This is a genomic window from Rhizobium sp. 32-5/1 (genome assembly GCF_029537235.1).
Taxonomy (GTDB): Bacteria; Pseudomonadota; Alphaproteobacteria; order Rhizobiales; family Rhizobiaceae; genus Pararhizobium.
In genome coordinates this window covers 278,261-300,229 of record NZ_CP120639.1, presented here as the reverse complement: position 1 = coordinate 300,229, position 21,969 = coordinate 278,261, and the positions used below count along the sequence as shown (strand labels likewise).

At 58.8% G+C, this 21,969-nt stretch carries 18 protein-coding genes and 5 pseudogenes; 11 read left to right on the top strand and 12 right to left on the bottom strand.

Features of this window, described 5'->3' with window-relative positions; translation table 11 throughout:
• Positions 1-5 precede the first annotated feature (5 nt).
• The 6 genes from P6U16_RS22970 (at position 6) to P6U16_RS22950 (ending at position 5,869) form a co-directional block, all read left to right on the top strand.
• Positions 6-1,112: a glycosyltransferase gene (locus P6U16_RS22970; protein ID WP_277704613.1), complete on the top strand. Its 1,107-nt coding sequence runs from the start codon at positions 6-8 to the stop codon at positions 1,110-1,112.
• Between the two features lie 214 nt (positions 1,113-1,326).
• On the top strand, positions 1,327-1,491 hold the full coding sequence (locus P6U16_RS28485; RefSeq protein WP_349017733.1) for a hypothetical protein: 165 nt from the start codon (positions 1,327-1,329) through the stop codon (positions 1,489-1,491).
• Positions 1,440-2,594: a nucleotide sugar dehydrogenase gene (locus tag P6U16_RS22965; protein ID WP_349017760.1), complete on the top strand. Its 1,155-nt coding sequence runs from the start codon at positions 1,440-1,442 to the stop codon at positions 2,592-2,594. Before P6U16_RS28485 ends, P6U16_RS22965 begins: the two co-directional genes overlap by 52 nt.
• A gap of 97 nt (positions 2,595-2,691) precedes the next feature.
• Positions 2,692-3,855: a glycosyltransferase family 4 protein gene (locus P6U16_RS22960; RefSeq protein ID WP_277704870.1), complete on the top strand. Its 1,164-nt coding sequence runs from the start codon at positions 2,692-2,694 to the stop codon at positions 3,853-3,855.
• Between the two features lie 272 nt (positions 3,856-4,127).
• A complete protein-coding gene (locus tag P6U16_RS22955; protein WP_277704612.1) occupies positions 4,128-4,955 on the top strand; it encodes a heparinase II/III family protein in 828 nt (275 codons plus the stop codon).
• A 17-nt stretch (positions 4,956-4,972) separates the two neighbouring features.
• Positions 4,973-5,869, top strand: a complete 897-nt coding sequence (locus tag P6U16_RS22950; RefSeq protein WP_277704611.1) for a heparinase II/III-family protein — start codon at positions 4,973-4,975, stop codon at positions 5,867-5,869.
• 358 nt (positions 5,870-6,227) lie between these two features.
• On the opposite strand, the pseudogene P6U16_RS22945 reads toward P6U16_RS22950, so the two are convergent.
• From P6U16_RS22945 to P6U16_RS22900, 10 genes and pseudogenes are all read right to left on the bottom strand, one after another.
• A pseudogene (locus P6U16_RS22945) lies at positions 6,228-6,940 on the bottom strand (IS5 family transposase).
• 976 nt (positions 6,941-7,916) lie between these two features.
• Positions 7,917-8,057, bottom strand: coding sequence for a recombinase family protein (locus tag P6U16_RS22940; RefSeq protein ID WP_277704869.1), 141 nt, complete (start codon positions 8,055-8,057; stop codon positions 7,917-7,919).
• A gap of 298 nt (positions 8,058-8,355) precedes the next feature.
• On the bottom strand, positions 8,356-9,768 hold the full coding sequence (locus tag P6U16_RS22935) for a DUF4360 domain-containing protein (RefSeq protein WP_277704610.1): 1,413 nt from the start codon (positions 9,766-9,768) through the stop codon (positions 8,356-8,358).
• 57 nt (positions 9,769-9,825) lie between these two features.
• Positions 9,826-10,011, bottom strand: a complete 186-nt coding sequence (locus P6U16_RS22930; RefSeq protein ID WP_277704609.1) for a DUF4360 domain-containing protein — start codon at positions 10,009-10,011, stop codon at positions 9,826-9,828.
• The gene (locus P6U16_RS22925) at positions 10,008-10,415 is read right to left on the bottom strand and encodes a DUF4360 domain-containing protein (RefSeq protein WP_277704608.1); all 408 of its coding nucleotides are present in this window, start codon (positions 10,413-10,415) and stop codon (positions 10,008-10,010) included. Before P6U16_RS22925 ends, P6U16_RS22930 begins: the two co-directional genes overlap by 4 nt.
• Before the next feature lie 276 nt (positions 10,416-10,691).
• Positions 10,692-10,880: pseudogene (locus tag P6U16_RS22920) on the bottom strand (IS6 family transposase); the annotation flags it as partial.
• Between the two features lie 320 nt (positions 10,881-11,200).
• Positions 11,201-11,590, bottom strand: a complete 390-nt coding sequence (locus tag P6U16_RS22915) for a hypothetical protein (protein WP_277704607.1) — start codon at positions 11,588-11,590, stop codon at positions 11,201-11,203.
• A gap of 11 nt (positions 11,591-11,601) precedes the next feature.
• The gene (locus P6U16_RS22910) at positions 11,602-11,763 is read right to left on the bottom strand and encodes a hypothetical protein (protein ID WP_277704606.1); all 162 of its coding nucleotides are present in this window, start codon (positions 11,761-11,763) and stop codon (positions 11,602-11,604) included.
• A 106-nt stretch (positions 11,764-11,869) separates the two neighbouring features.
• Positions 11,870-12,070, bottom strand: coding sequence for an AraC family transcriptional regulator (locus P6U16_RS22905; protein WP_277704605.1), 201 nt, complete (start codon positions 12,068-12,070; stop codon positions 11,870-11,872).
• Between the two features lie 242 nt (positions 12,071-12,312).
• Positions 12,313-12,837: pseudogene (locus P6U16_RS22900) on the bottom strand (hypothetical protein); the annotation flags it as partial.
• A 150-nt stretch (positions 12,838-12,987) separates the two neighbouring features.
• Here P6U16_RS22900 and P6U16_RS22895 point away from each other — a divergent pair.
• Positions 12,988-15,747, top strand: a pseudogene (locus tag P6U16_RS22895) (S8 family serine peptidase); the annotation flags it as partial.
• A gap of 130 nt (positions 15,748-15,877) precedes the next feature.
• Here the strand turns inward: P6U16_RS22895 and P6U16_RS22890 are convergent.
• Positions 15,878-16,217 (bottom strand): annotated as a pseudogene (locus P6U16_RS22890) (transposase); the annotation flags it as partial.
• Between the two features lie 183 nt (positions 16,218-16,400).
• A complete protein-coding gene (locus tag P6U16_RS22885) occupies positions 16,401-17,141 on the bottom strand; it encodes a transcriptional regulator NanR (RefSeq protein ID WP_277704604.1) in 741 nt (246 codons plus the stop codon).
• A 207-nt stretch (positions 17,142-17,348) separates the two neighbouring features.
• On the opposite strand from P6U16_RS22885, the gene oiaX reads away from it, so the two are divergent.
• From oiaX to P6U16_RS22865, 4 genes are all read left to right on the top strand, one after another.
• A complete protein-coding gene (oiaX, locus tag P6U16_RS22880; RefSeq protein ID WP_277704603.1) occupies positions 17,349-18,611 on the top strand; it encodes a 3-oxo-isoapionate-4-phosphate decarboxylase OiaX in 1,263 nt (420 codons plus the stop codon).
• Positions 18,612-18,616: 5 nt separating this feature from the next.
• On the top strand, positions 18,617-19,966 hold the full coding sequence (locus tag P6U16_RS22875) for a four-carbon acid sugar kinase family protein (protein WP_277704602.1): 1,350 nt from the start codon (positions 18,617-18,619) through the stop codon (positions 19,964-19,966).
• Positions 19,967-20,111: 145 nt separating this feature from the next.
• Complete coding sequence (locus tag P6U16_RS22870) at positions 20,112-20,939, top strand: phosphogluconate dehydrogenase C-terminal domain-containing protein (RefSeq protein ID WP_277704601.1); 828 nt, start codon at positions 20,112-20,114, stop codon at positions 20,937-20,939.
• A 77-nt stretch (positions 20,940-21,016) separates the two neighbouring features.
• Positions 21,017-21,958, top strand: a complete 942-nt coding sequence (locus tag P6U16_RS22865) for a D-ribose ABC transporter substrate-binding protein (RefSeq protein ID WP_277704600.1) — start codon at positions 21,017-21,019, stop codon at positions 21,956-21,958.
• Positions 21,959-21,969: the final 11 nt, after the last annotated feature.

Genomic DNA, 21,969 nt, shown 5'->3' with positions numbered 1-21,969 from the left:
GACTTATGAAGAGGCGGATCATATTTCACATCCCTAGCCTCGTAGGGGGCGGAGCGGAGCGCGTCTTCGTCTTGATGGCAAACGAAATGCAGGTGCGCGGCCACGACGTTACGCTTTTCGTGTGGAACGCCCAGGGCCCAAATGCAGAGTTGCTTAATTCTGGCGTCAGGCTAGTCAGCCTAGAGCTGCCTTTGCGTGGAGAGGGCTTTGGCAAAACTGGAACGTTACGAGGATTGGTGAAATCGGCGGCGTTTCTACGCCGCGAGCGGCCCGACGCGGTTTTTTCCGGTCCTGAATTCGCCAACATTATAATGGCGCTCGCCCTAATGGCAGGCGGAAGCAGTGCCTCCTTCTTCCCGAGTTATCATGCGCCCGCCTCCCTACGCGGAGATCGGCTCGGAGAGCGACTCGTGCCGCTCCTGACATGGTTGGCGGTGCGCCGTGCAACCAAGGCGATCGCGGTATCCGCAGGCGTCGGACGCGATCTTGCCGTCCGTGGTTTCCGAGACGAGCAGATCGCAATCATCCACAATCCGCTGCCGCCAACTCACATTAGGACGTCTAGCGTCCATTCTTGGACCACGGCGCTCGAGTCGATGGGCAAGGGCAAGGTTATCATTACCGTCGGTCGCCTTGCGCCGGTCAAGGACCACCGGACACTACTGGACGCCTTTTCCAAGCTCGACCTTAGCCGCGGATATCGGCTGGTGATCTTCGGCGAGGGGGCACTTAAGGAGAACCTCATTGCCCATGCGCAAGCTTTGGGCGTTTCCAATCGCACGCTCTTTCCAGGCTATGTCAATGATCCGGCCGCCTGCTATGCCTGCGCCGACCTGTTCGTCCTGTCGTCCTTAAAAGAGGGCTTTGGAAATGTCTTGATCGAGGCGATGGCGGCGGGAGTTCCGGTCGTGTCGACTGATGCACCCTATGGCCCGCGCGAAATCCTCGCCGACAGCGCTTTTGGCCGACTAGTGCCCGTTGGCGACGCGGCTGCCCTTGCACGGGCCATGGAAGAAACGCTGGCAAGCCCCGAGGACCCGAGCCTCCTTCGCAGGCGCGCAGCGGATTTCAGTATAGACATCGTCGGCGACCGTTACGACGCGCTGCTCTAGCCGGCGCAGCGGATTCGAGGTGGCGGTAAAACAATTGAGACAATGGAAGCATTTGCTGCGAAATCTGAACCGAAATTCAACCCCTGCCAATTAAGATGTAATGGCACGGTGCCAGATAGTCCAGGCATTGGATGTCGATATCCGATCGCTGGTGGCTTTTGGCGTATCGGAAATGGGCGACTTATTTTTTGGGCATTGAATCAAGGATTGTCGGATGAGGGTGGCGATATTCGGTCTGGGTTACGTGGGCTTTACGGCCATGTGCTGCCTCGCAAAGGAGGGCCGCGAAGTCATTGGCTTCGACATCAGCGAGAAAAAGTTAGCCAGATCAACCGAGGAATCTCTCCGATTACGGAACCTGGAGTCGATGAACTGTTGAGGGAGGGCCTGGCAGCTGGTCGGATCTCCGCCTACACCGAAGTGGGTGATCGCCTCCACGACTGCGATATGGCGATCGTTTGCGTAGGCACTCCAAGTGCACCTGACGGCGCGCACAATATGACATTCATCGCCGAAGTAACCCGTCAGATAGCCGTAGCGATCGGCAGGGAACGGACGTCGCCTTTGACCATGGTTTACCGCTCGACGATCCGTCCTGGAACAGTCGAGGGTCTGATCGTGCCAATTCTCGCTGCCGAGCTCGGCGACTCTTTTGAGGATATTGTGGAACTCATCTACAATCCTGAGTTTCTTCGGGAATCCTCAGCCGTGCAGGACTTTTTCGATCCGCCAAAAATCGTCATCGGCACTGTCGATGGCGAGCCTAGCGCACGGATGGATCTCCTCAACCAGAACCTGAAGGCAGCGACCTTTTATGTACGGGTTGCTGAAGCCGAGATCACCAAGTTCGTCGACAATACCTGGCATGCCGTGAAAGTGACCTTTGCAAATGAAATCGGCCGCATCTGTATGCAATTGGGCCTGAATACGAAGAGTGTGCACGAAATCTTCGTTTCCGATACCAAGCTCAACATCTCACCTTATTACATGCGCCCGGGCGGCGCCTTCGGCGGCTCATGCCTACCTAAAGACGTGCGGGCGTTGCAATACATCGCGACCGACTGTGGAGCCAATGCCCATTTGGTCGACGCGCTGCTGCGTTCCAACGAAGCTCACAAGTACAGGCTCTTTGAATATGCAACGCAGAACCTTGCACCTGGCGCCTCCATCCTCTTGGTCGGCCTCGCCTTCAAGGCGCATACGGACGATCTGCGTGAGAGCCCGAATATCGACCTTGCCCGCCGTCTTCTGCAAGAACGCTACGACCTCTCCGTTTTTGATCCGGCGATCGATGCAAACAAGCTGATTGGGGCCAACCTTGGCTATGCCTATACCCGCATTCCCACGCTTTCGCGGCTCCTCGTGACAAGGGAGGCTGCAGAGCGAAGAAGCTGGGATTGTGTCATTATCACCAATGACACTTATCGCATGCTGGACCTCAGCAAGAATGACAACATCGTCAACCTGAACACGCTTTCGTGAGGTTTACCGGATGGATATGACAGTTCACGAAAAAGGGATTACCAAAACTGAAGATAACGATTGGATCGCCGGTACTCTTGCGGGTCGCCGTGTCCTGATGATTGTCGAGAATTTGCCGGTGCCTTTCGACCGGCGCGTTTGGCAAGAAGCTCGGACCCTGCGAAGCGCCGGAGCCGAGGTGGCGATCATCTGCCCGACTGGCAAAGGATATTCCGCACGCTATGAACTGCTCGATGGCATCCACGTCTATCGCCATCCCCTACCGCTCAACGCAAGCGGCGCACTCGGCTATCTGCTGGAATACGGGGCTGCCCTGATGTGGGAGACACTGCTCTCTTGGAAGGTGCTGTTTCGCCATGGCTTCGATACACTGCACGGCTGCAATCCGCCTGACCTCATCTTCCTCGTCGCCTGGCAATTCAAGCTGTTCGGCAAGCGCTATGTATTCGATCACCACGACATCAATCCCGAACTCTATGAGGCCAAGTTCAACAAGCGCGGCCTTTTCTGGTATTTGATGCTCGCCTTTGAATGGTTGACTTTCAAAACAGCAGACACGGTCATTTCCACGAACGAAAGCTACCGCAGGATAGCTCTGGAGCGCGGTGGAAAGAAGCCGGAAGACGTCTTCGTCGTTCGCAGCGGACCTGATCTTTCCCGCGTCCGAATTGTTCCTTCGAATCCGAAGCTCCGGAACGGCCGCGACTTTCTAGTCGGCTATGTCGGGGTGATGGGAGATCAGGAGGGCATCGATCTCCTGCTCGATGCCGTTCGGCATCTCGTCTTTGACCGCGGTCGCACGGACATCCAGTTCATTCTGGTCGGCGGCGGTTCCAGTCTCCCTGCCCTTGAAGCGCTGTCGAAGAACATGGGGCTCACCGAGTATGTGACTTTCACCGGGCGAGCGCCCGATGGCCTCCTGTTCGAGGCTCTGTCGACGGCGGATATTTGTGTTAACCCTGATCGGGTAAATCCGATGAACGACAAGTCGACGATGAACAAAATCCTCGAATATATGGCCATCGGCAAGCCTATCGTTCAATTTGACGTCACCGAGGGTCGTTTCAGCGCCGGCGCCGCCTCGCTTTATGCAAAAGCCAACGACCCTATCGATTTTGCGGAAAAGATAATCGAGCTCTTGGCTGATCCGGCCCTGCGCGCGACCATGGGTGCCTTCGGGCGTGAGCGCGTTGAGACCCAGATGGCCTGGACATACGAGGTGCCGAACCTGATCGCTGCCTACAAGAACGTTCAGCCGTAGGCGACCGCGTCACTGGCCGATCGGTATCTCACCGAACCTTCGGAACGAACAATGACCCTGACTTGGTATATCAACCGGCTACGCGCAATGGGGCCCGCCGAGGTCATCCACCGGTGTGCTGAAAAAGCAAAGAAGATAACCGCGCGGGGGCGCCTAGAGGGTTGGGAGCGCTATCGAACCACCGGTCCTCTCCCCGGCTATCGAAGCTGGCAGACAATCTCGCAGCCGCACCCGAACCTATTAAGAAGGCCATTATTGCGGCAAGCAGCCACGTGCTCCAGGGGCGCTACGGCGCGCTTGGAACCGACTGGCCGCCCCGGGATAGCAGTAACCTCTTTCCTTCCGATATATGGCAGCTTGATCCAATTACTGGCGGTTTTTGGCCAGGCAGCGGGGCCTATTGCTTCGACATTGCGTATCGCCACGAGCGCGCGCTGGGCGATATTAAATACGTCTGGGAATTTAACCGACTGCAATTCCTGCAGCCGCTTGCTGCTGACGCGGCATTGACTGGGAACCTTGCGGCGATCGCAGCCATCGAAGCGGCAGTCTCCAGCTGGTACGAGGGAAATCCACCGTTCCGCGGAATTTGCTGGAACAGTGGTATCGAGCTTAGCCTACGGAGTATCAGCCTCCTCATTGTCATGAGTCTGTGCGGCGAAGCGCTTTCCGCAGCAACAATTGAAAAAATCCGGACGATCCTGCATGCCCATCAGGTCTGGATGGCTCGGTACCCGTCGCGATTTTCCTCGGCCAACAACCATCTCGTCGCCGAAGCGGCCGGTCTATTCCTGATCTCGCTCGCGATGCCGGAGCTGCCGCGCTCCAGCCGGCTCCACGCCCAAAGCCGTAGGATCCTCACCGAGGAGGCTTGCAAGCAAATCCTCGCCGACGGCGTAGGATCTGAGCAGTCGCCGAGCTATGGTGCCTTCACGGCCGAGTTCCTGCTTCTCTGTTGTTTTGCCGCCGACGCCACGGGCCGGCCGCTTCCGGCTGTTATTGCCGCACGGCTTTCCCTTTTTCAGAGTTCGTCGCTTGGCTGTCCGATGCCGAGGGCAGAGTCCCGGGGATCTGCGACGATGACGAAGGGCGCGTCCTGACTTCCGGGGGACACGAGGTGGCCTATCCAAGTTCCGTTTCGTCCGCGATCTCCGGCTACGTCCGCGCACCTATGCAAGGACCGAGACCCCCTCAAGCCGAACTACGCGATGCTCTGCTGCAAGCGCCTGTTACCGGTGCTCCGCTCCCCTATGGCCTCAAGACCTTTGCGGACGGCGGCTACACGGTCATACGAGAGGCCAGGGAGGGGCACGATGTTCATATCATTATGGATCACGCGCCGTTAGGCTATCTCTCCATCGCGGCGCATGGCCATGCGGATGCCCTCTCTCTGGTAGTCACCGTGGACGGGAAACCGCTGTTTATTGACCCTGGCACATATCTGTACCATTCCGGGGGAGCATGGCGGGACTGGTTCCGCAGCACCCGTGCTCATAACACGCTTGCACTTGCCGGCTCCGACCAAAGTATCATGTCGGGTGCGTTCAACTGGTCACACAAAGCGGCAGCCACTTTGGAGCTAATCGAGGAAGGCCGAAATTGGCGTATCGTCGCCTCCCACGACGGATACCAAAAGCGATTCGGGTGTCTTCATCGCAGGACCGTAACGGCCGATCCTTGCGGTTTTTCAATCGCCGATGCTTTAGTAGGCGACAATGATCAGATGGCGGAGGTCTGTTTCCAGCTGGCGCCCGGCGCGGTTGTGGAGATTGAGACCCGAAGGGCGAACATCTATTATGACCGGCAATTGCTTGCACAGCTATCGTTCTCACACATGGGGGAGGTTAGAAGTCTCCTTGGTGGGCCCCCTGGTAGCGGCGGCTGGTTTTCCGGCAGTTTTGGAACCAAGCTGCCAGCACCACGGATCGTCTGGAGCGGAAAACTACCCCTGCATGGCCTGGTAACCAGGGTAGAGCTTGTTGGTGGCACACCTGTAGCGAGGCAAGCGCAATGATCCGCGCGGTCTCAGCGCCTATCGAGGCCTGGAAGATGGCACGTGAGGCCGAAACTGAAAGTGCCAGATAACATTACCCTGATGCTCTTGCCGCAGCGCTCGCCAAAATGGACCCCTCGAGAACTGCTAGTAACTTATGTGCAACAACTGGCTATCGAATCATACCTTCAAGCTTATGATGATGTCGTCGAATGTTGTTGCATTGCCTGAAACACAGTCCTCGATCGGGCTGGAAGATTACTTCGATCGTTCACAGAGAATGAGCGCGTCGGTCATGATCGCTGCTCTTATAGCCTTGCTGTCAGCACAGGAATTTGTCGCTTCTCATTGTCGCCTCTTGACTAAGGCCCGTTGACATTCATTTGATTGCGAGCTGGATCGCACGAAGGAAGATGAATGCGGCGAAGCTTTCATCAGTCTTGTCGTAACGCGTTGCTATGCCTCTGAAGTGTTTGAGATCGCAGAAGACGTTCTCGACGAGATGCCGCCAGCGATACATGGCGAAATCACAAGGGATGAGGTCTTTGCGATCCGCTCTCGGCGGGATGACGGCCTGTGTTTGCGTTTCACAGAGTATTTTGACGCGGACGGTTGTTGTCGAACCCCTTGTCGGCCAGCAGCGCCTCCATGTCGATGCCTTCGATCAGGTCGAGTGCCGCTGTACTGTCGTGCCGCTGTCCGGAAGCAGGACGAAGCGGGCAAGATTTCCGAGCGTATCGACGAGGGCGACGATCTTTGTCGTCAAGCCGCCGCGCGAGCGGCCGACGGCTTGACGGTAAGACCCCCATTTTGCCCCCATGCCGTGCTGATGAACGCGGATGATCGTGCCGTCGACCATCGCGAATTCGAAATCCCGCTCGCCTGTCAAGACATTGAAAATCCGCTCAAACACGCCTTTCTTTGCCCATCGGCGAAAGCGCTGGAAAAGGGAGTTCCAAGGACCGAATTCATCAGGCAGATCACGCCATGGCGCACCGACGCGGACCTTCCAGAGGATTGCCTCAAGAATGAGACGATAGTCGTAGGCGCAACGTCCGGGATCACTGACCTTGCCGGCAGCAAACCCTTCAGACGTTTCCATCGATATTCCCGAAGAACCGCAGCATCAAGACCTCCTGTCCAACAGGACGAAACTCAATCCAAAAGCTTGCACAAACCTGACGTCTGTCAACGAGCCTTAAGCTGGATCTGCGGTAAGGTTAACAATAGGTTTTGACGGGTTTCAGTTGCTAAGTCATCGAGGGCGTCGCAGAGTTCGCTGCGGAGGCATTTCCGATGATAAAGCTCAAAAACATCGCTTTTGAGCACGGTATTGAGGTGCGCGAGACTTGGAGCGGATCTTGGGTATACGTGCTGTATCTACGGGAATCACGTAGCTGGCCTAGCCGAAAGTTCCCGACACGGGAGCAGGCTCTTGCAGATGCGGAGCAATTGTTGCAGTTCATGACTTAGGTTAAACGAATCGAGTCCGACCGTAACACCAGGGCGGGACGTCAGCAGCGGCGCAATGTGGCCCCGATCGGGCTAAATCTGAGGTGATGCTGGAACCTTGGCTATCGAGCTAATAAGTCCCTCGTGAGACCCTGCTTTCGAGACAATGGGTAGCTGTACCCCAGCGATCCACTAGTGCGGCATCTAGATTTTCTCGACGACGTCTTTCCGGAACCGCCGCTTTGGGACGCCATAATGCTATCAAACAGCAGGTCGCTCGTCGGCCCTTTTGCGCAGAACAGTTCGACATGTTTTCGGAGCGGGCTCCGCGCGATCATGTGGTCACGCGGAGCGACGCCAAATCTTCTCAAAACGACAAGCAAGCCATCCCCCATGAGTGAAGATGACATGGTGTCGTTTGGCATTTAGACGTAAGAATGCGGCCGTTTCTTTCTTGGTTAGCACTTCATGTGAGGCTCTATGCGACGAGGATCTCAAAACAAGCGCAACTATGAATACGTCCGCGACTGAGGCGCGCAGTCCACGATGTCGTCTGTAGCGCTGCCGAAGCGAGCTTGTTCTCGCCCATCATGTGGCTACACAGCATGTGAAGCAGCTATGAGCCACCGCCAGGCGCATTGACCCGCTCGGTGATCAGCACTCTCTCGTGTTCGGAGAGCGAGGCGAACAGGTTGAACAGAAATGCGCCGTGCGGATTCGTGGCATCGATCGCCTCCGTCGGGGATCGGACGGTGATACCACGTTCACCCTCCGACTTCCTGACATTGTTTGGAACCGCTCGGCTGAAATGGCCGAGGCCAGCAACCAGTCCCTGAACGCATGGATCGTCCTTTGCCTTGATCGCTGCGCGGGTAATGGAGACAAGACATGATCAAGTTGGAAATTATCGTATCGATGGCGCGTGTTCATATTTCTGCCGAGGGAACTGTCCATTGTGAACGTACAAACTGCTAAGGGTTGGGACGGCTTTCGCAGGGGCAGAGTGCTAGCATGTGCCGAACCCTCTGCACCCTCGAAGTGATAGGGCCCGCTCCTCAGAAGGAGGCCTTCAACTGGCCCCCGATACCCAGTTTCGGCTTGTCGCCCTCGCGAAATGTAGCCGAGAGCGTAGCGTCGACTTTCCAGCGTTCATCGAATTTCCATCCGAGCCGTCCGCCTATCGCGGCGAAGTCACGGTCCTGCGAGCGGCCTTCGATTGAACCGACCCAGGCGATGTCGGCACGGGCGCCAGCGCTTGTGCCAAATGTGCGACCGAGGGCCGCCGACAGCGTATAATCCAGCTTGCCGCCGGTATCGTGCGTCCAACCGATCTCGGCCGCCACCGTGTCCGTGATTGTGCGCTGCCCGGCCACGGTCGCCGCAAACAGATTGGCATTCGAGGCCGCCTCGCTATAGCCGTCGAGATCAAGCCAGCTGCGTGTATAACGGGCCGACACGGCCAGTTCGTTGGCATTGTCAGTCGCGTAAATGGCACCGATGCGGCCATAGGTGCTAAACAGCGTGCCCTCGTCCGTGCCGATTGAAGACACCATTCGGCCCGTGTCGAAATAGGAGCGGCTGAAGCTGATCGACATGTCGGGCGAACCCCAGGCGCCGATCTCGCCAAAGGCACGCAGCGGAGAACCGCTGTCGGGAGAAAGATAGCGGACGGCGCCGGCCATCAGCAGCGCGCTGTCGCGCTCGACATTCGTGTTGCCGGAGCCTGCGAGCGCGGCGCCTCCGAGTAGGCTGAAGCCGTTGCCAGCCTCCCAGCGCCCATTGAAGCCGGCAGCGGGCGCATTCGAACTGCCAAACAGAGCCAGGCTGGTTTCGCCCTGAATGCTCTGGTAACCGCCCAGCATCAATTGTGCTGTGTCCATGAGGTCGATCGCGGCGGCCTGTCTCTGGTCGGCCAGTTGATCAAGCGAGTTCGTTACAGAATCTGCCGTAGTGAAGCCAATGCGCGCGAAGTCAATGGTGTCGAGGAAGAGGCCGGCGGCAAAATCCGTCTCGTTGACCGGCCCTTCGGCGATAATCGTGACGCCGAGTTGTACCGTGTCCGACCCGAAGCTGCCGATCTTTTCCCCGGTCTGGACGTCCTCTTGTGCAGGACCGTCGATGCTCGTACGGATGGTTTTCTGTTCGCCCGGCTTGCCGCTGGTAATTGTCGCTGTCTGCCCGTCTTCAACAGTCGCAAAACCACGATAATCGACCTCGAATACGCTGTAGCCTTCAGGCTGTGTCACGGCGATGTTGAGATTGCAGGTCGTTGTTCCGCGTGCGATGCCCGCCGTGCCGCCGCCGGCGGCAGAGAAATCGTCGAAGAGAACGCTGGTTGCATTGCCATCCGGAGACGTTACCGTGCTCGACGTCCCAGGCGCACAGCTATCGGCTGCCTGTGCAGGTGACAGGCCAATCGGAAAGACGGTCAGGACAAGACCGGCGGCAAGGGGAAAAGGAATACGCAAGACACTCTCCTCAAGGCTGCAGGCGGCGGGCAGTGCCGCCTGCATTTTCGTGTAGAATTACCGGCAGGTGCGCCACTGCAGGCGATAGACAATGGCTGCCCTGACGTCCTGGGTATCGACCGTCGCCATGGCCTCCTGACCGCGCGTGGTGTTGACCCGGATGCTGGAATTCGTGCGCAGGTTGACGTCGGTGCCGCATGGCGACCAGACGAGCGCGTCGGCGACCAGCTTGTTGGAGATCAAGTAGTCCTTTTCCTTCGGACCGGTAAAGCTCTGTATGAATGTCGGCCGCGGGCGCCGGCAAAGAAATACTCGACATTGAACTGCGAACGGGCGCCGCGCGGCGGCTGATTGAAGCCTCGATAATCGACGGCAAGCACCGAGACGCTACGACCTTGCGGAACGTGCACGGGAATAGCGACATTGCAGGTCTTGCGGTCGAAGGACTTGCCCGTCTCGCCGCCGGCCTGGACGATATACTCGTCGAACAGCAAGCTGAGTGCCTTGGCATCGGGGCTGAGCGTAGCGGAAACGCTGTTCGAGGGGCAACCACTGCCACCATAGCCGGGAATTCCGAGGGAGATATCATCGGCATAGGTGACCGAACTCATGAAGACAGTGGAGAGCAGAACGGCAAGAGCTTTCATGGATTTTTCCTCGATACGGCCAACGAGGTTTTCCTCGTTCGGCGTCCATTTTATTCAAGTGTTGCTGAATGCCTGCTGAGTGAAGTGTTCAGAGACAATTCAGCGACGTTCAGACCTGTTTCTAGCGTAGTCCCGTAAACAACTTTTTAACCAAATGTGGTCGAAACGGTCTCGGTTTACGGCCAAATTCCGGCATGTTCGCAGTCTCCGCGCAAGCGTTGCACGGGATTGGAAATGGCCTGTCGCAAACATTTTCGGAGCGCGCGATTATCCCTAGCGGTTGCCGGTGCTATGATCGACCGTGAAGCGCCGCCAGCGGAACATCTCTTCCAAGTCCCGATAGCCGAGCGGGTAGCGAAGCTACCAGGCAACCGCCTGTACAATCAGCTATGGCGCGAAATGCCTGCCTTTGAAATCATCCTTCGACTAGCGCTTCAGCTTCTCGGCAATAGAATTCAGAATCATGGGCTCCCTCGGCAACTTTCGGAGCCTCAAACTCCATGCCTATGGTCAACACACGGTTAAGCCCGATAATCTGCGACAAGCCCACCAACCTTCCTGTCCAACGGTAGGCCGTTCGATTCTGTACATCCGTGGTCAAAAGACGCGAGCGATGGCTGCATTGCAATCATCGGCAAAACTCCGGGACAACCATCAGCAATGCCGGAGCAGTTTGACCGGCACGCACGACGTCCCTACCACCGTGCATCCAAACGAACCTTTGGAGACTGAACCTGTTCCCAGCACGATTCTCGCGTAATCCGTTACTGATCTCACCTAGACACTCAGGCGAAAATCAACGTCACTCCGGTCACGAACAGGATTGCAAGACCGACCGCACCGCCGACGGTCGCCTTGCTTTTCGCCAAAGCCGCGACCCCGAGAAGCATGTAATAAATGAAGTTGAGGCCGGCCCAAGGCACGACCTCCGACATTGGCCACGGCGTCGAAAAAGCGGAGATTGCGTTCGGAATCTGTGTGAGCACGTTGCTGGCGAGTACACAAAAGATTACGACACGCCTGTTTTCCATTATGTGGTGGTCCAGCGTGTCTTTTTCGGCGGCCTTGGGAAACACCTGTGTCGCGGCGAAGTAGTACAGCAGGGCGACAAGGGCGACGACCAGCGCGAGCAGATAGCTGATGTCGGGCAGGTTTCGGTAGGCCCACGCGTTCATCCAAAAGGTGATCAGATCGATGAGCAGCAGCGCGCCGAAGAGGGTGCGATGATGCCCAGACGCCGCTTGTGCCGCTCGTCGTAAGCGCGCGAGAAGCCGGATGCGATTTCGGCAACCGCCAGACCAAGGAGCAAACCATAAAAGGCGAACATAAAGCCGAATGCTTCGCTCATCGAGATCCTCCTGCAGTGTATAACGTCCACTTCGCAGATCGTTTCAGCAACGGCAAGTCGGAAGCGACTGGGGGGCTTCGATAGTCGGGTTGAATATTCACGTCCGTCAGGAGAGGTCCTTAATCCAGGGCCGCAGATCAAAGGCATCTCCCATGTCTTTATTTGCGGGCGCATTGCGGCCCTGCCGCCTCTGCTCGATAGGCGTTATTCCAAATCGGCGCCGAAATGCTCGGCTAAAATGAGAGGGGTCGGCGAAGCCGAAATCCCGGCGATGACCCCGATATGACGCGTATCCTGGGGATCGCACAGGGCTTTCCGCGCATGGGCGAGACGGCGATCGAGCACGAAACTCGCCACGCCGCGATAAGGCTCGAACAGGCGATAAAGCGTCGAGCGCGAAAGGCCGAGTGCCGGGGCGAGCGTTTCAGCATCCAGCCTGCTGTCGCCAAGCCGTGTCTCTATCAGGCGACGTGCGCGCTGAAACTGTGCGTCCCGGAATGGCTGGGGCGCTGTATCGCCCATCTCATCCATCGGCTCGAGCGCTGCATGATACAAGGCCAAAGTGGCATTCGCTGCGGCAGCACCGACCGAGCGCGGCATGGTTGGAAGCCGGTCCTTGAGCGAGGAAAGAAAGTCGACCATGAGCCCTCCGAGGACGGAGCCTTTTGGTCCCTGCGACATATGCCCATGTGGAAGCTCGCGAACTTTCAACAGATCGCGCGGAATCATGACCGTAATATTGGTCGATGCGACGGAGGCCGTTCTTGTCTCTCGAGCCATATCGAGCGTGACCAGATCGCCGCGCCGGACGGTGATCTGGCGATCGTCCAGCATGCCCGTATAGCCACCGGCCGTGTACACCTGAACCATCACGTGATCGATGCCGTCCGACAGAGCCTTTTGTCGGCTGCGGGTGAAGGCCGTCGCATCGAAACTGCCGATACCGACGAGAATGTCGCCAAGATGATAGGTGTCGTAAGTAGCTGCGAACGGTCCGTGAGCGTCGATTGGCTCGATGTCAAACACCGGAGCCACTGCCTGCTGCCATCCGCGAAATGCTTCCGCCGAATTCATGCCCGCTGAATCAAAACGCTGGCTCAGCAGAACCGGTTCGCCGGACTCAGCCATGTATCTCTCCCAAATTTAAAGCCGTTTGACAACGATGGGACGGCTATACCAGAGATGAGATTTTAAGCTCATCACGATTATCGAGACTTGAGATAAGTGCGTGGAAGGCAATTTCCAGTGAACGGTGGGAGGGTCAATTTTGGGCAAGAAAAAATCAGACAATCGACGATTTCGGGTCTGGCACTCGGTCTTGCCGTTCTCGTGCCGAACACCAGCAATGCCCAAAGCCCGTCCGAATGGGGGACGAGCGAGTACCGGGCTGGCTGGCAGCTGGGCGCAGTTAATGCCGCCGAGGCGTATGCTCTGGGTTATACCGGCAAAGGGGTTGCCGTCGGCGTACTCGACAGCGGCATCGATGCAAGGCACCCGGAATTCAAGGATCGGGTGCTTGAAGGATACGACTTTACAAATGATATCCCCATAGATCGCGAAGCCGATTTCGACACGGACACGCACGGCACCCATGTATCCGGTATTATCGCCGCCTCTCGCGACGGTACAGGGATGCACGGCGTGGCCTTCGACGCCGAAATCCTGCCGGTCGTCCTCAATCAAAGCGCGACAAACGCCGACGCAGTCTTCGCCGAATCCTGGCGCTACCTCGCGGATTCGGGCGTGTCGATCGTCAACAACAGCCTTGGCATCAACGACTGTTCCATTAATACGACACCGCCCTGCAACGTGACCGACTACGATGCCGGCTATTTCGAACAGACGATGCCGGACACCATCGCAGCAATGAAATACACGGCGGAAAAAGACGTACTCATGGTGTTTGCGACCGGTAACGAAGGTCAGCCTTCTCCGGATGCGCTCGGCGGAATGCCCTACTGGATCCCGGAACTGCGCGACAATTGGATCACCGTCGGCGCCGTGGACGACGATGGCAACATCGCAGACTTCAGCAATCGATGCGGCGTTGCGGCCGAATGGTGCCTGGTCGCGCCGGGAGTCGACATCTATTCGACCATGCCACTTGGAAAAGGCACACCGTCCGATCCAGACTACGGTCTCGAGGATGGGACATCGATGGCATCGCCCGTGGTGTCGGGTGTCGCCGCCCTGGTCAAGGAAGCCTTTCCCTTCTTCACTGCCAAGGACCTGCAGCAGACGCTCCTGACCACGGCGACCGCCATGGGCGATCGTGAAATATATGGCTGGGGTATGGTCAATGCCCGCAAGGCCGTTCGAGGCTACGCCACCTTCGTGTCGGATGTCGCCATCGATACGCAGGGTTATGACGCGACCTTCGGCAATGACATAAATGGTGCGGGATCGCTGACCAAAACCGGCGCCGGCATGCTGACGATGACCGGCGCAAACACCTATGCCGGCGGCACGCTCGTCAATGGCGGCGGCCTGTCGGTCAATGGCAGTCTTGGCGCTTTCGTTGTCGTCGGCGAAAACGGCACGCTGCGCGGTACCGGCCTGATCAATGCCCCGCTCAGCGTCGCTGGCCGTATCGCGCCCGGCAATTCCGCCGGAACCTTGACCGTCGCTGGCCCAGTCTTCCTGACGTCGACATCCACCGCGCAGTTCGACATTGACGGAACCGGCACAGGCGCGGGCAACTATGCGCGCCTCGTGACGACCGGCACCTCCGGTCGAATTCATGTGGACGGCACGTTAGTCGCAGCAACACGCAGGATCACTGGCAATGCGACGAACATCTATGTTGCGCCGCTCGGCACGCAGTTCAACATCATAGGGTCAAGCGCCGGCTTAAGCGGGAGCTTCGACCGATTGACGCAACCAGGCGCCGGACTGGAACGGGCTACGCGTTTCGATACGGTCTACAGCCAGACCGGGGTGTCGCTGGCCGTCACCCCGGTCGCCTATGGTAACCTCTCTGCAAACGATCTCGAGACGACGGACAATCAGGATGCGGTCGGTTCAGCCCTCGACGCGCTTCGGCCAACGGCCGGTACCCGCACCAACCCGTTGTTTGCCGGGTTGTACTCGACAGGCGCCGGCGCGCTCTCCAGCGCCCTTGGCCAGATGTCGGGCGAAATACATGCCAGCGGCACGGCCTTGCAGGTGACGCGTGCGACAGCGCTGCAGGATACGGTCGGCGAACGCATCCGCAACGGCTTCGAGGCCGATACGGTTGATGAACGCGCGACGTTCTGGACGTCCGCCTACGGCGGCGGAGGTTCGGTCGACGGCAACGGGGTCGGGACCTTCGATTGGGATATGGCCAATGTGCTGTTTGGCATGGACATGCCGGTCGGTGAGGTCAGCCGCGTCGGCCTGGCCGTGGGCACGGGCCATAGTAACGGCGATGTTGACGAGAGGAATTCAAGCCTGAGTTCCAATCACTACGACATCGCTGCCTATGCTTCGACGTCGTTCGACGCCATCGACCTCAGCATCGGCGCCGCGCACAGCTGGTCGTCGCTGAACACCGTCCGCTCCCCGGACTTCGGCGGCTTTACAGACAGCTTAACCAGTTCCTACCGGACGCGAACCGCACAGGCCTTCGGTGAAATCGGCTACCGCGCAACGGTGAGCGAGATGGAGCTGAAGCCCTTCGTCTCGGCTGCCTACATGGCGGTCAGCGGCAGCACGTTCGACGAGAATGGCGGCTCGGCGGCGCTCTCCGGTACGGTTGCGGACCGCAATCTCGGCCTGACCGTCACTGGCCTGCGCGTCTCCAGGGACTTCGATCTTGGCCAGGGCAAGCTCAAGGCCAGTGCAATGCTCGGCTGGCAGCGCCTCTACGGCGACAGGCAGGGCTCGTCTGACGTCGCCTTCGCCGGCGGCACGCCCTTTGCCATTGAAGGCGTAACCCTTGCCCGCGATGCCCTGCGCATCGAACTGGGCACCGACTACCGCCTCAACGACCGCGTCAACCTCGGCATCGGCTACCGCGGCACATATTCGGGGTCGTCGGATGCCTCTTCAGTCCGGGGGATTTCAAGGTGGCGTTTTGAGGCAAAAGACCATCCGGCAGAGACTGACACCTGCTACGTCTGGCGGGCGGGCTCCAGGTTCTCCCCGACGGCTTAGTGTTGTGTGGTCGGGGGCTGGCAGATCCAACCCCATCAGCGCAAGCACGGAGCTCAAAAATCCTTCAGTCTGCCGCAGCCGAACTCCGAACACGAGGCCCAGCGTCAACGGCGTCTCGATAGCGAGATCGGAATAACGCGGCTGGCCACCTCTTGTCTTGCGACGTGGTGCTGAGCAACCGTCAACAGCCTCCGACGTCATCCAAAGGGGCAGACTGCCACGTCGGCACAGACCCGCATCATATTCCACCCAGTCGTCAACTTGAACTTCATCTTGCCGATGTGATGACGGCGGGCAGCGTGATGCTTGTGTGGCATGGTTGATCATTCAAGCTTTTTTCGATTGCAGCCACATAGGCGGAAACTCTCGAAATTTGATCCGCGCACCAGCACCCGTGGCAATCAGTTCCGCCAGATGAGGGACAATGTTTCGCATTATTATCCTTGCAAAACTGGAATAACATTCCAGATCTGCAAGGTTGATGTGACGACGAATGACATTTACCCAGCCAGATGAGCCATGTCGCCCCGGGCGTTCTTGCTGGCATAAAGAGCACGGGATCGCTCCAGATGTCGAAGCACCGCGTGTTCCGCCGCATCCGGATCGTTGCTTTCAAGGCAGGTGATAATTTCCGCATGTTCGGCAAGCGTCAGCTTTTCCTTGCCGGTCCAAATCAGCATTTCCGTGTGATATTCCTTGAGCCAGGCAAGCATTGCCTCGCTGATAGCGATGAAGATCGGGTTGCCGGAAATGGCGGCTATTCTTGTATGAAACTCCATGTCGGCAGAGATGAAGGCTTCGGCCTGGCCGAGCGCGGCGCGCTGGCGCTCCAGAATCTCCCGCAGGGCTGAAATGTCCTGCTTGCTAGCCTTCGCCGCCGCCTCGCGCGCCATTCCGCGCTCGAAGAAGATGCGGGCGCTTTTCAGATGCTCCAGCGAATCGGAGGATTTCGACAGCATGATCTTCGCGGTCATGTCGACCTGGCGGAAGATCGACTGCGCCGTGAGCTCCAGCACCTTGGCGCGTTCGCCATGGGAAATGACCACCAGCCCCATATTGGCCAGCGATTGCATAGCCTCGCGAATCGCGGGTCGGCCGACGCCGAAGCGTTCCATCAGTTCGCGCTCGGACGGCATTTCGTCGCCGGGTTCCAGTTCGCCGGAGGTGATCATGCTGCGCAGCCGCGAAAAAACCTCGTCGGAAAGTTTGCGGCGGACGATCTGTTCTGTTTGCGGGCCCATGGTTTCTCGCTGCCTGACGCTTCTTCGTGGGATTATGCACTGTTGCTTGAGGAAAGCGAAAGCCGGAAACGCATAGCGATCCGGCAGTCCACATTCATCTAGCAACGGAAAGGTTTCTGTTGCATGTATTGATGTACTCATTATACCAGTTGGCCGACCCATTCCACATTCATAATCTGATTTCTGCGAACACCGGGACTGGCCTCCATGACGACGATCACCATCACCTATCGCATCGAAACCACAGGCAGCGTCGAGGCCATGGCCGCCAAGATCGCAAGTGACCAGTCTACGGGCACCTTCGTTGCGGTGCCCGGCGAAACCGAAGAACTCAAGGCGCGGGTTGCTGCCCGGGTCATCGCCATAAGGCCGCTTGCTGACGCAGCGCAGCCCTCCTGGCCGGAACTGCGGGCAGGGGATGGGCCGATCAAGCGAGCCGACGTCGATATCGCTTTTCCGTTCGATGCTGTCGGAACCGATCTTTCGGCCCTGATGACGATTGCGGTCGGTGGAGTCTTCTCGATCCGTGGCATGACAGGCATCCGCGTCGTTAACCTGCAATTGCCACAGGCGTTTAAAAGTGCCTATCCCGGCCCGCAATTCGGTGTTGCAGGCAGCCGCCGACTGACCGGTGTTGCGGGTCGGCCAATCATCGGCACCATCGTCAAGCCGGCACTCGGACTTCGGCCCCAGGAAACCGCCGAGCTGGTCGGTGAACTGATCGGCTCCGGTGTCGATTTCATCAAGGATGACGAGAAGCTGATGAGCCCGGCCTATTCGCCGTTGAAAGAGCGCATTGCCGCGATCATGCCGCGCATCCTCGATCATGAACAGAAGACCGGCAAGAAGGTGATGTACGCCTTCGGCATCTCCGCGATCGATCCGGACGAGATGATGCGCAACCACGACATGGTTGTGGAAGCCGGCGGAAACTGCGCCGTCATCAACATCAACTCGATCGGCATGGGCGCCTTGGCGTTCCTGCGCAAGCGGTCCGGCCTTGTTCTGCACGCCCATCGCAACGGTTGGGATGTGCTGACGCGTCATCCAGGTATCGGCTTCGATTTCAAGGTCTGGCAGCAGTTCTGGCGGCTCCTTGGCGTCGATCAGTTCCAGATCAACGGCATCGGCGTCAAATACTGGGAGCCGGACGAAAGCTTCGTGGACTCCTTCGAAGCCGTCACGACGCCGCTTTTTGACGCGTCGGACTGCGCGCTTCCGGTCGCCGGCTCCGGCCAATGGGGCGGGCAGGCGCCGGAGACCTACCGCCGCACCGGACGGACCACCGACCTGCTCTATCTCTGCGGCGGCGGCATCGTCAGCCATCCGGACGGCCCGGCGGCAGGCGTGCGTGCCGTTACGCAAGCCTGGGAAGCTGCCGTCGCCGACATCCCGCTTGATGTCTATGCGAAGGACCATCCGGAACTGGCTGCGTCGATTGAAAAATTTGGCAGCGGCAAGGGCGAGTAGGGCAAATGACGATATCGACGAGTCTGCACCCTTTGCTGAGCTATTACGGCGACGATCTGACCGGTTCCACGGATGTGATGGAGGCACTCGCCTCCAATGGCGTTCCGACTGTGCTGTTCATGGACCAGCCGGATGCGGCCATGCTTGAGCGCTTTTCCCATTGTCGCGCCGTCGGCCTTGCCGGCACCAGCCGCAGCGAGACGCCGGACTGGATGCACGAAAACCTGACGCCGGCCTTTGAATGGCTGAAATCGCTGAACGCCGACATCTGTCACTACAAGGTCTGTTCGACCTTCGATTCCAGCCCGACGGTCGGCAATATCGGAACGGCTGTCGAGATCGGTAAATCGGTCTTCGAGCAGGCCCTGGTGCCGCTTCTGGTCGGCGCGCCCCAGTTGAAGCGCTACACCGCTTTCGGTCATCTCTTTGCCGCCTATCAGGGCGAGGTATACCGCATCGATCGCCATCCGGTCATGAGCCGCCATCCGGTGACCCCGATGACTGAAGCCGATCTGCGTTTGCATATGGCAAAGCAGACGGAACTGAAGACAAAACTCGCCGACCTTTCGATGCTGGCTGGGCGGGATGCCGACGAACGTGTGTATGCGCTCTGCCGCGATCATGACGGCATTTTGCTCTTCGACGTCGATGGACCTCAATCCCAGCAACAGGCCGGGCGCCAGCTCTGGCGCATCCGGAAAGATGGAGGCTGGTTTATCGTCGGCTCCTCCGGTGTTGAATATGCGCTCCTGTCCGCCTGGCACGCGGCTCATCTCACCGAAGCCGTCGATGCCTTTCCGCTTCCCGGCAAGGTCGATCGCCTGGCCGTCGTTTCCGGTAGCGTTTCGCCGACCACCGAGCGGCAGATCCGCACGGCGCTCGGCGATGGTTTTAATGGTATCGGGCTTGATCCGGTGGAACTGGTCGGGGAGGGCGGCGGGCTGGCACTGGAAAAGGCCGTCGCGACAGGTATCGAAAGCCTGAAGGCCGGCCGCAGCGTTGTCCTGCATACGGCGCTCGGCCCATCGGCCGACAAGGGCGGAGAGATCGACCGCGTTGCCGGCAGCCGTCACCGGCTCGGCCGCATGCTCGGCGAAATCCTGCGCCGTCTCGTGGAGACGGAAAAACTCGGCCGCGCCGTGATCGCGGGTGGGGATACGTCGAGCCATGCGCTGAGGGAACTGCACGTGCAGGCACTGACGACGCTTCTGCCGCTACCGCAGACCCCTGGCTCGCCGCTCTGCACCGCCCACGGCAATTATGCCGCCACCAACGGCCTGCAAATCGCCCTCAAGGGCGGGCAGGTCGGGTCTGACGGTTATTTCGCGCAGATCAGGGATGGATTGCGCGACTGATCATCATATTTCACGTGCCGCCTTGCCTTCGCACAGCACGTGTCTGCGCCTTTTCCGAAATTCTATTCGATATCGTGACATACTGATTGACTCATCATACCAGTTGCCTGTAGTGCTTTGAGAAAGAGACATCGGGTGAGGAAACATGACTTCGATCGCACTGTTCGGCGCCGGCGGCAAAATGGGCTACCGGTTGGCCAAGAACCTCAAGGGCTCGCGCTTCGACGTGCGCCATGTCGAGCTCAGCGACGCTGGCAAAGCACGCCTCGAGGATGACCTCGGCCTCTCCTGCGTTGATGCCGACGTCGCCCTTTCGGGCGCTGAAGTCGTCGTCCTTGCCGTGCCGGATACCGCCATCGGCAAGGTCGCCGCAGGTATCGTTGACAAGCTCGCAGCCGGTACCATCGTCATCGTCCTAGACGCCGCTGCGCCGGCCGCCGGGCATCTGCCCCAGCGTGACGATCTCACCTATTTCGTCACCCATCCGTGCCATCCGCCGATCTTCAATGACGAGACCGATCCTGCCGCCAAGCGCGACTTCTTTGGTGGCGTGGCGGCCAAGCAGCATATTGTTTCCGCGCTGATGCAGGGTCCGGAGGAGCACTTCGCTCTCGGCGAAGAAGTGGCCAAGGTCATCTGGGCACCTGTCATGCGCTCGCACCGCGTTACTGTCGAGCAGATCGCACTTCTGGAGCCGGGCCTGTCTGAAACCGTCTGCGCCTCGCTTCTGGTTGTGATGCGCCAGGCGATGGACGAATGCGTCGCGCGCGGCGTGCCGAAGCAGGCAGCGCGCGACTTCCTGCTCGGCCATATGAACGTGCTTGGCGCGGTGATCTTCGAAGAGACGCCCGGCGTCTTTTCCGACGCTTGCAACAAGGCGATCGAATTCGGCATCCCCGTCCTCATGAAGGACGACTGGAAGAAAGTCTTCGAACCCGAGGAGATCGCCGAAAGCATTCGGCGGATCACCTGATCGAACTCGAGCCTCAAGCTCGACAATCATCGGCTCCGCCGGGAACGGGGCCGCTCAACTCAACCGGGAGGAATATTATGAAACTGACACGCAGACTGACCCTTGCTGCCTTCGCCGGCGCTCTTTCGCTCAGCGTCGCCATGCCGGCCTATGCTGCAGACCTGATCGCCATCATCACGCCGAGCCATGACAACCCGTTCTTCAAAGCGGAAGCGGTCGGCGCGGAAGCCAAGGCGAAGGAGCTCGGCTATGAGACGCTGGTTCTCGTCCATGACGACGACGCCAACAAGCAGAGCCAGCTGATCGACACGGCCATCGGCCGCGGCGCCAAGGCAATCATTCTCGACAATGCCGGCTCAGAAGCCTCGATCGCAGCCGTCCAGAAGGCCAAGGACGCAGGCGTTCCTTCCTTCCTGATTGACCGCGAAATCAACGCCACCGGCGTCGCCGTCTCGCAGATCGTGTCCAACAACTACCAGGGCGCACAGCTCGGCGCCGAAGAGTTCGTCAAGCTGATGGGCGAGGCCGGCAACTATGTCGAGCTTCTCGGCCGCGAAGCCGATCTCAATGCCGGCATTCGTTCCAAGGGTTATCACGACATCATCGACGAATATCCGGAGATGAAGATGGTGGCCCAGCAGTCGGCCAACTGGAGCCAGACGGAAGGTTATTCCAAGATGGAAACCATCCTGCAGGCCAATCCTGATATCAAGGGCGTCATCTCCGGTAACGACACGATGGCCATGGGCGCGATTGCAGCGCTTCAGGCTGCCGGCCGCAAGGACGTGATCGTCGTCGGCTTCGACGGCTCCAACGACGTGCGCGATTCGATCACCTCTGGTGGCATCAAGGCGACCGTTCTGCAGCCGGCCTACGCCCAGGCCCAGATGGCCGTCGAGCAGGCTGACGTCTATATCAAGACGGGCAAGGGTCCGGCTGAAGAAAAGCAGCTGATGGATTGCGTATTGATCAACGCCGACAATGCCCCCAAGCTCGAAACCTTCGCGCTCACGAACTGATCCTCCCAAAG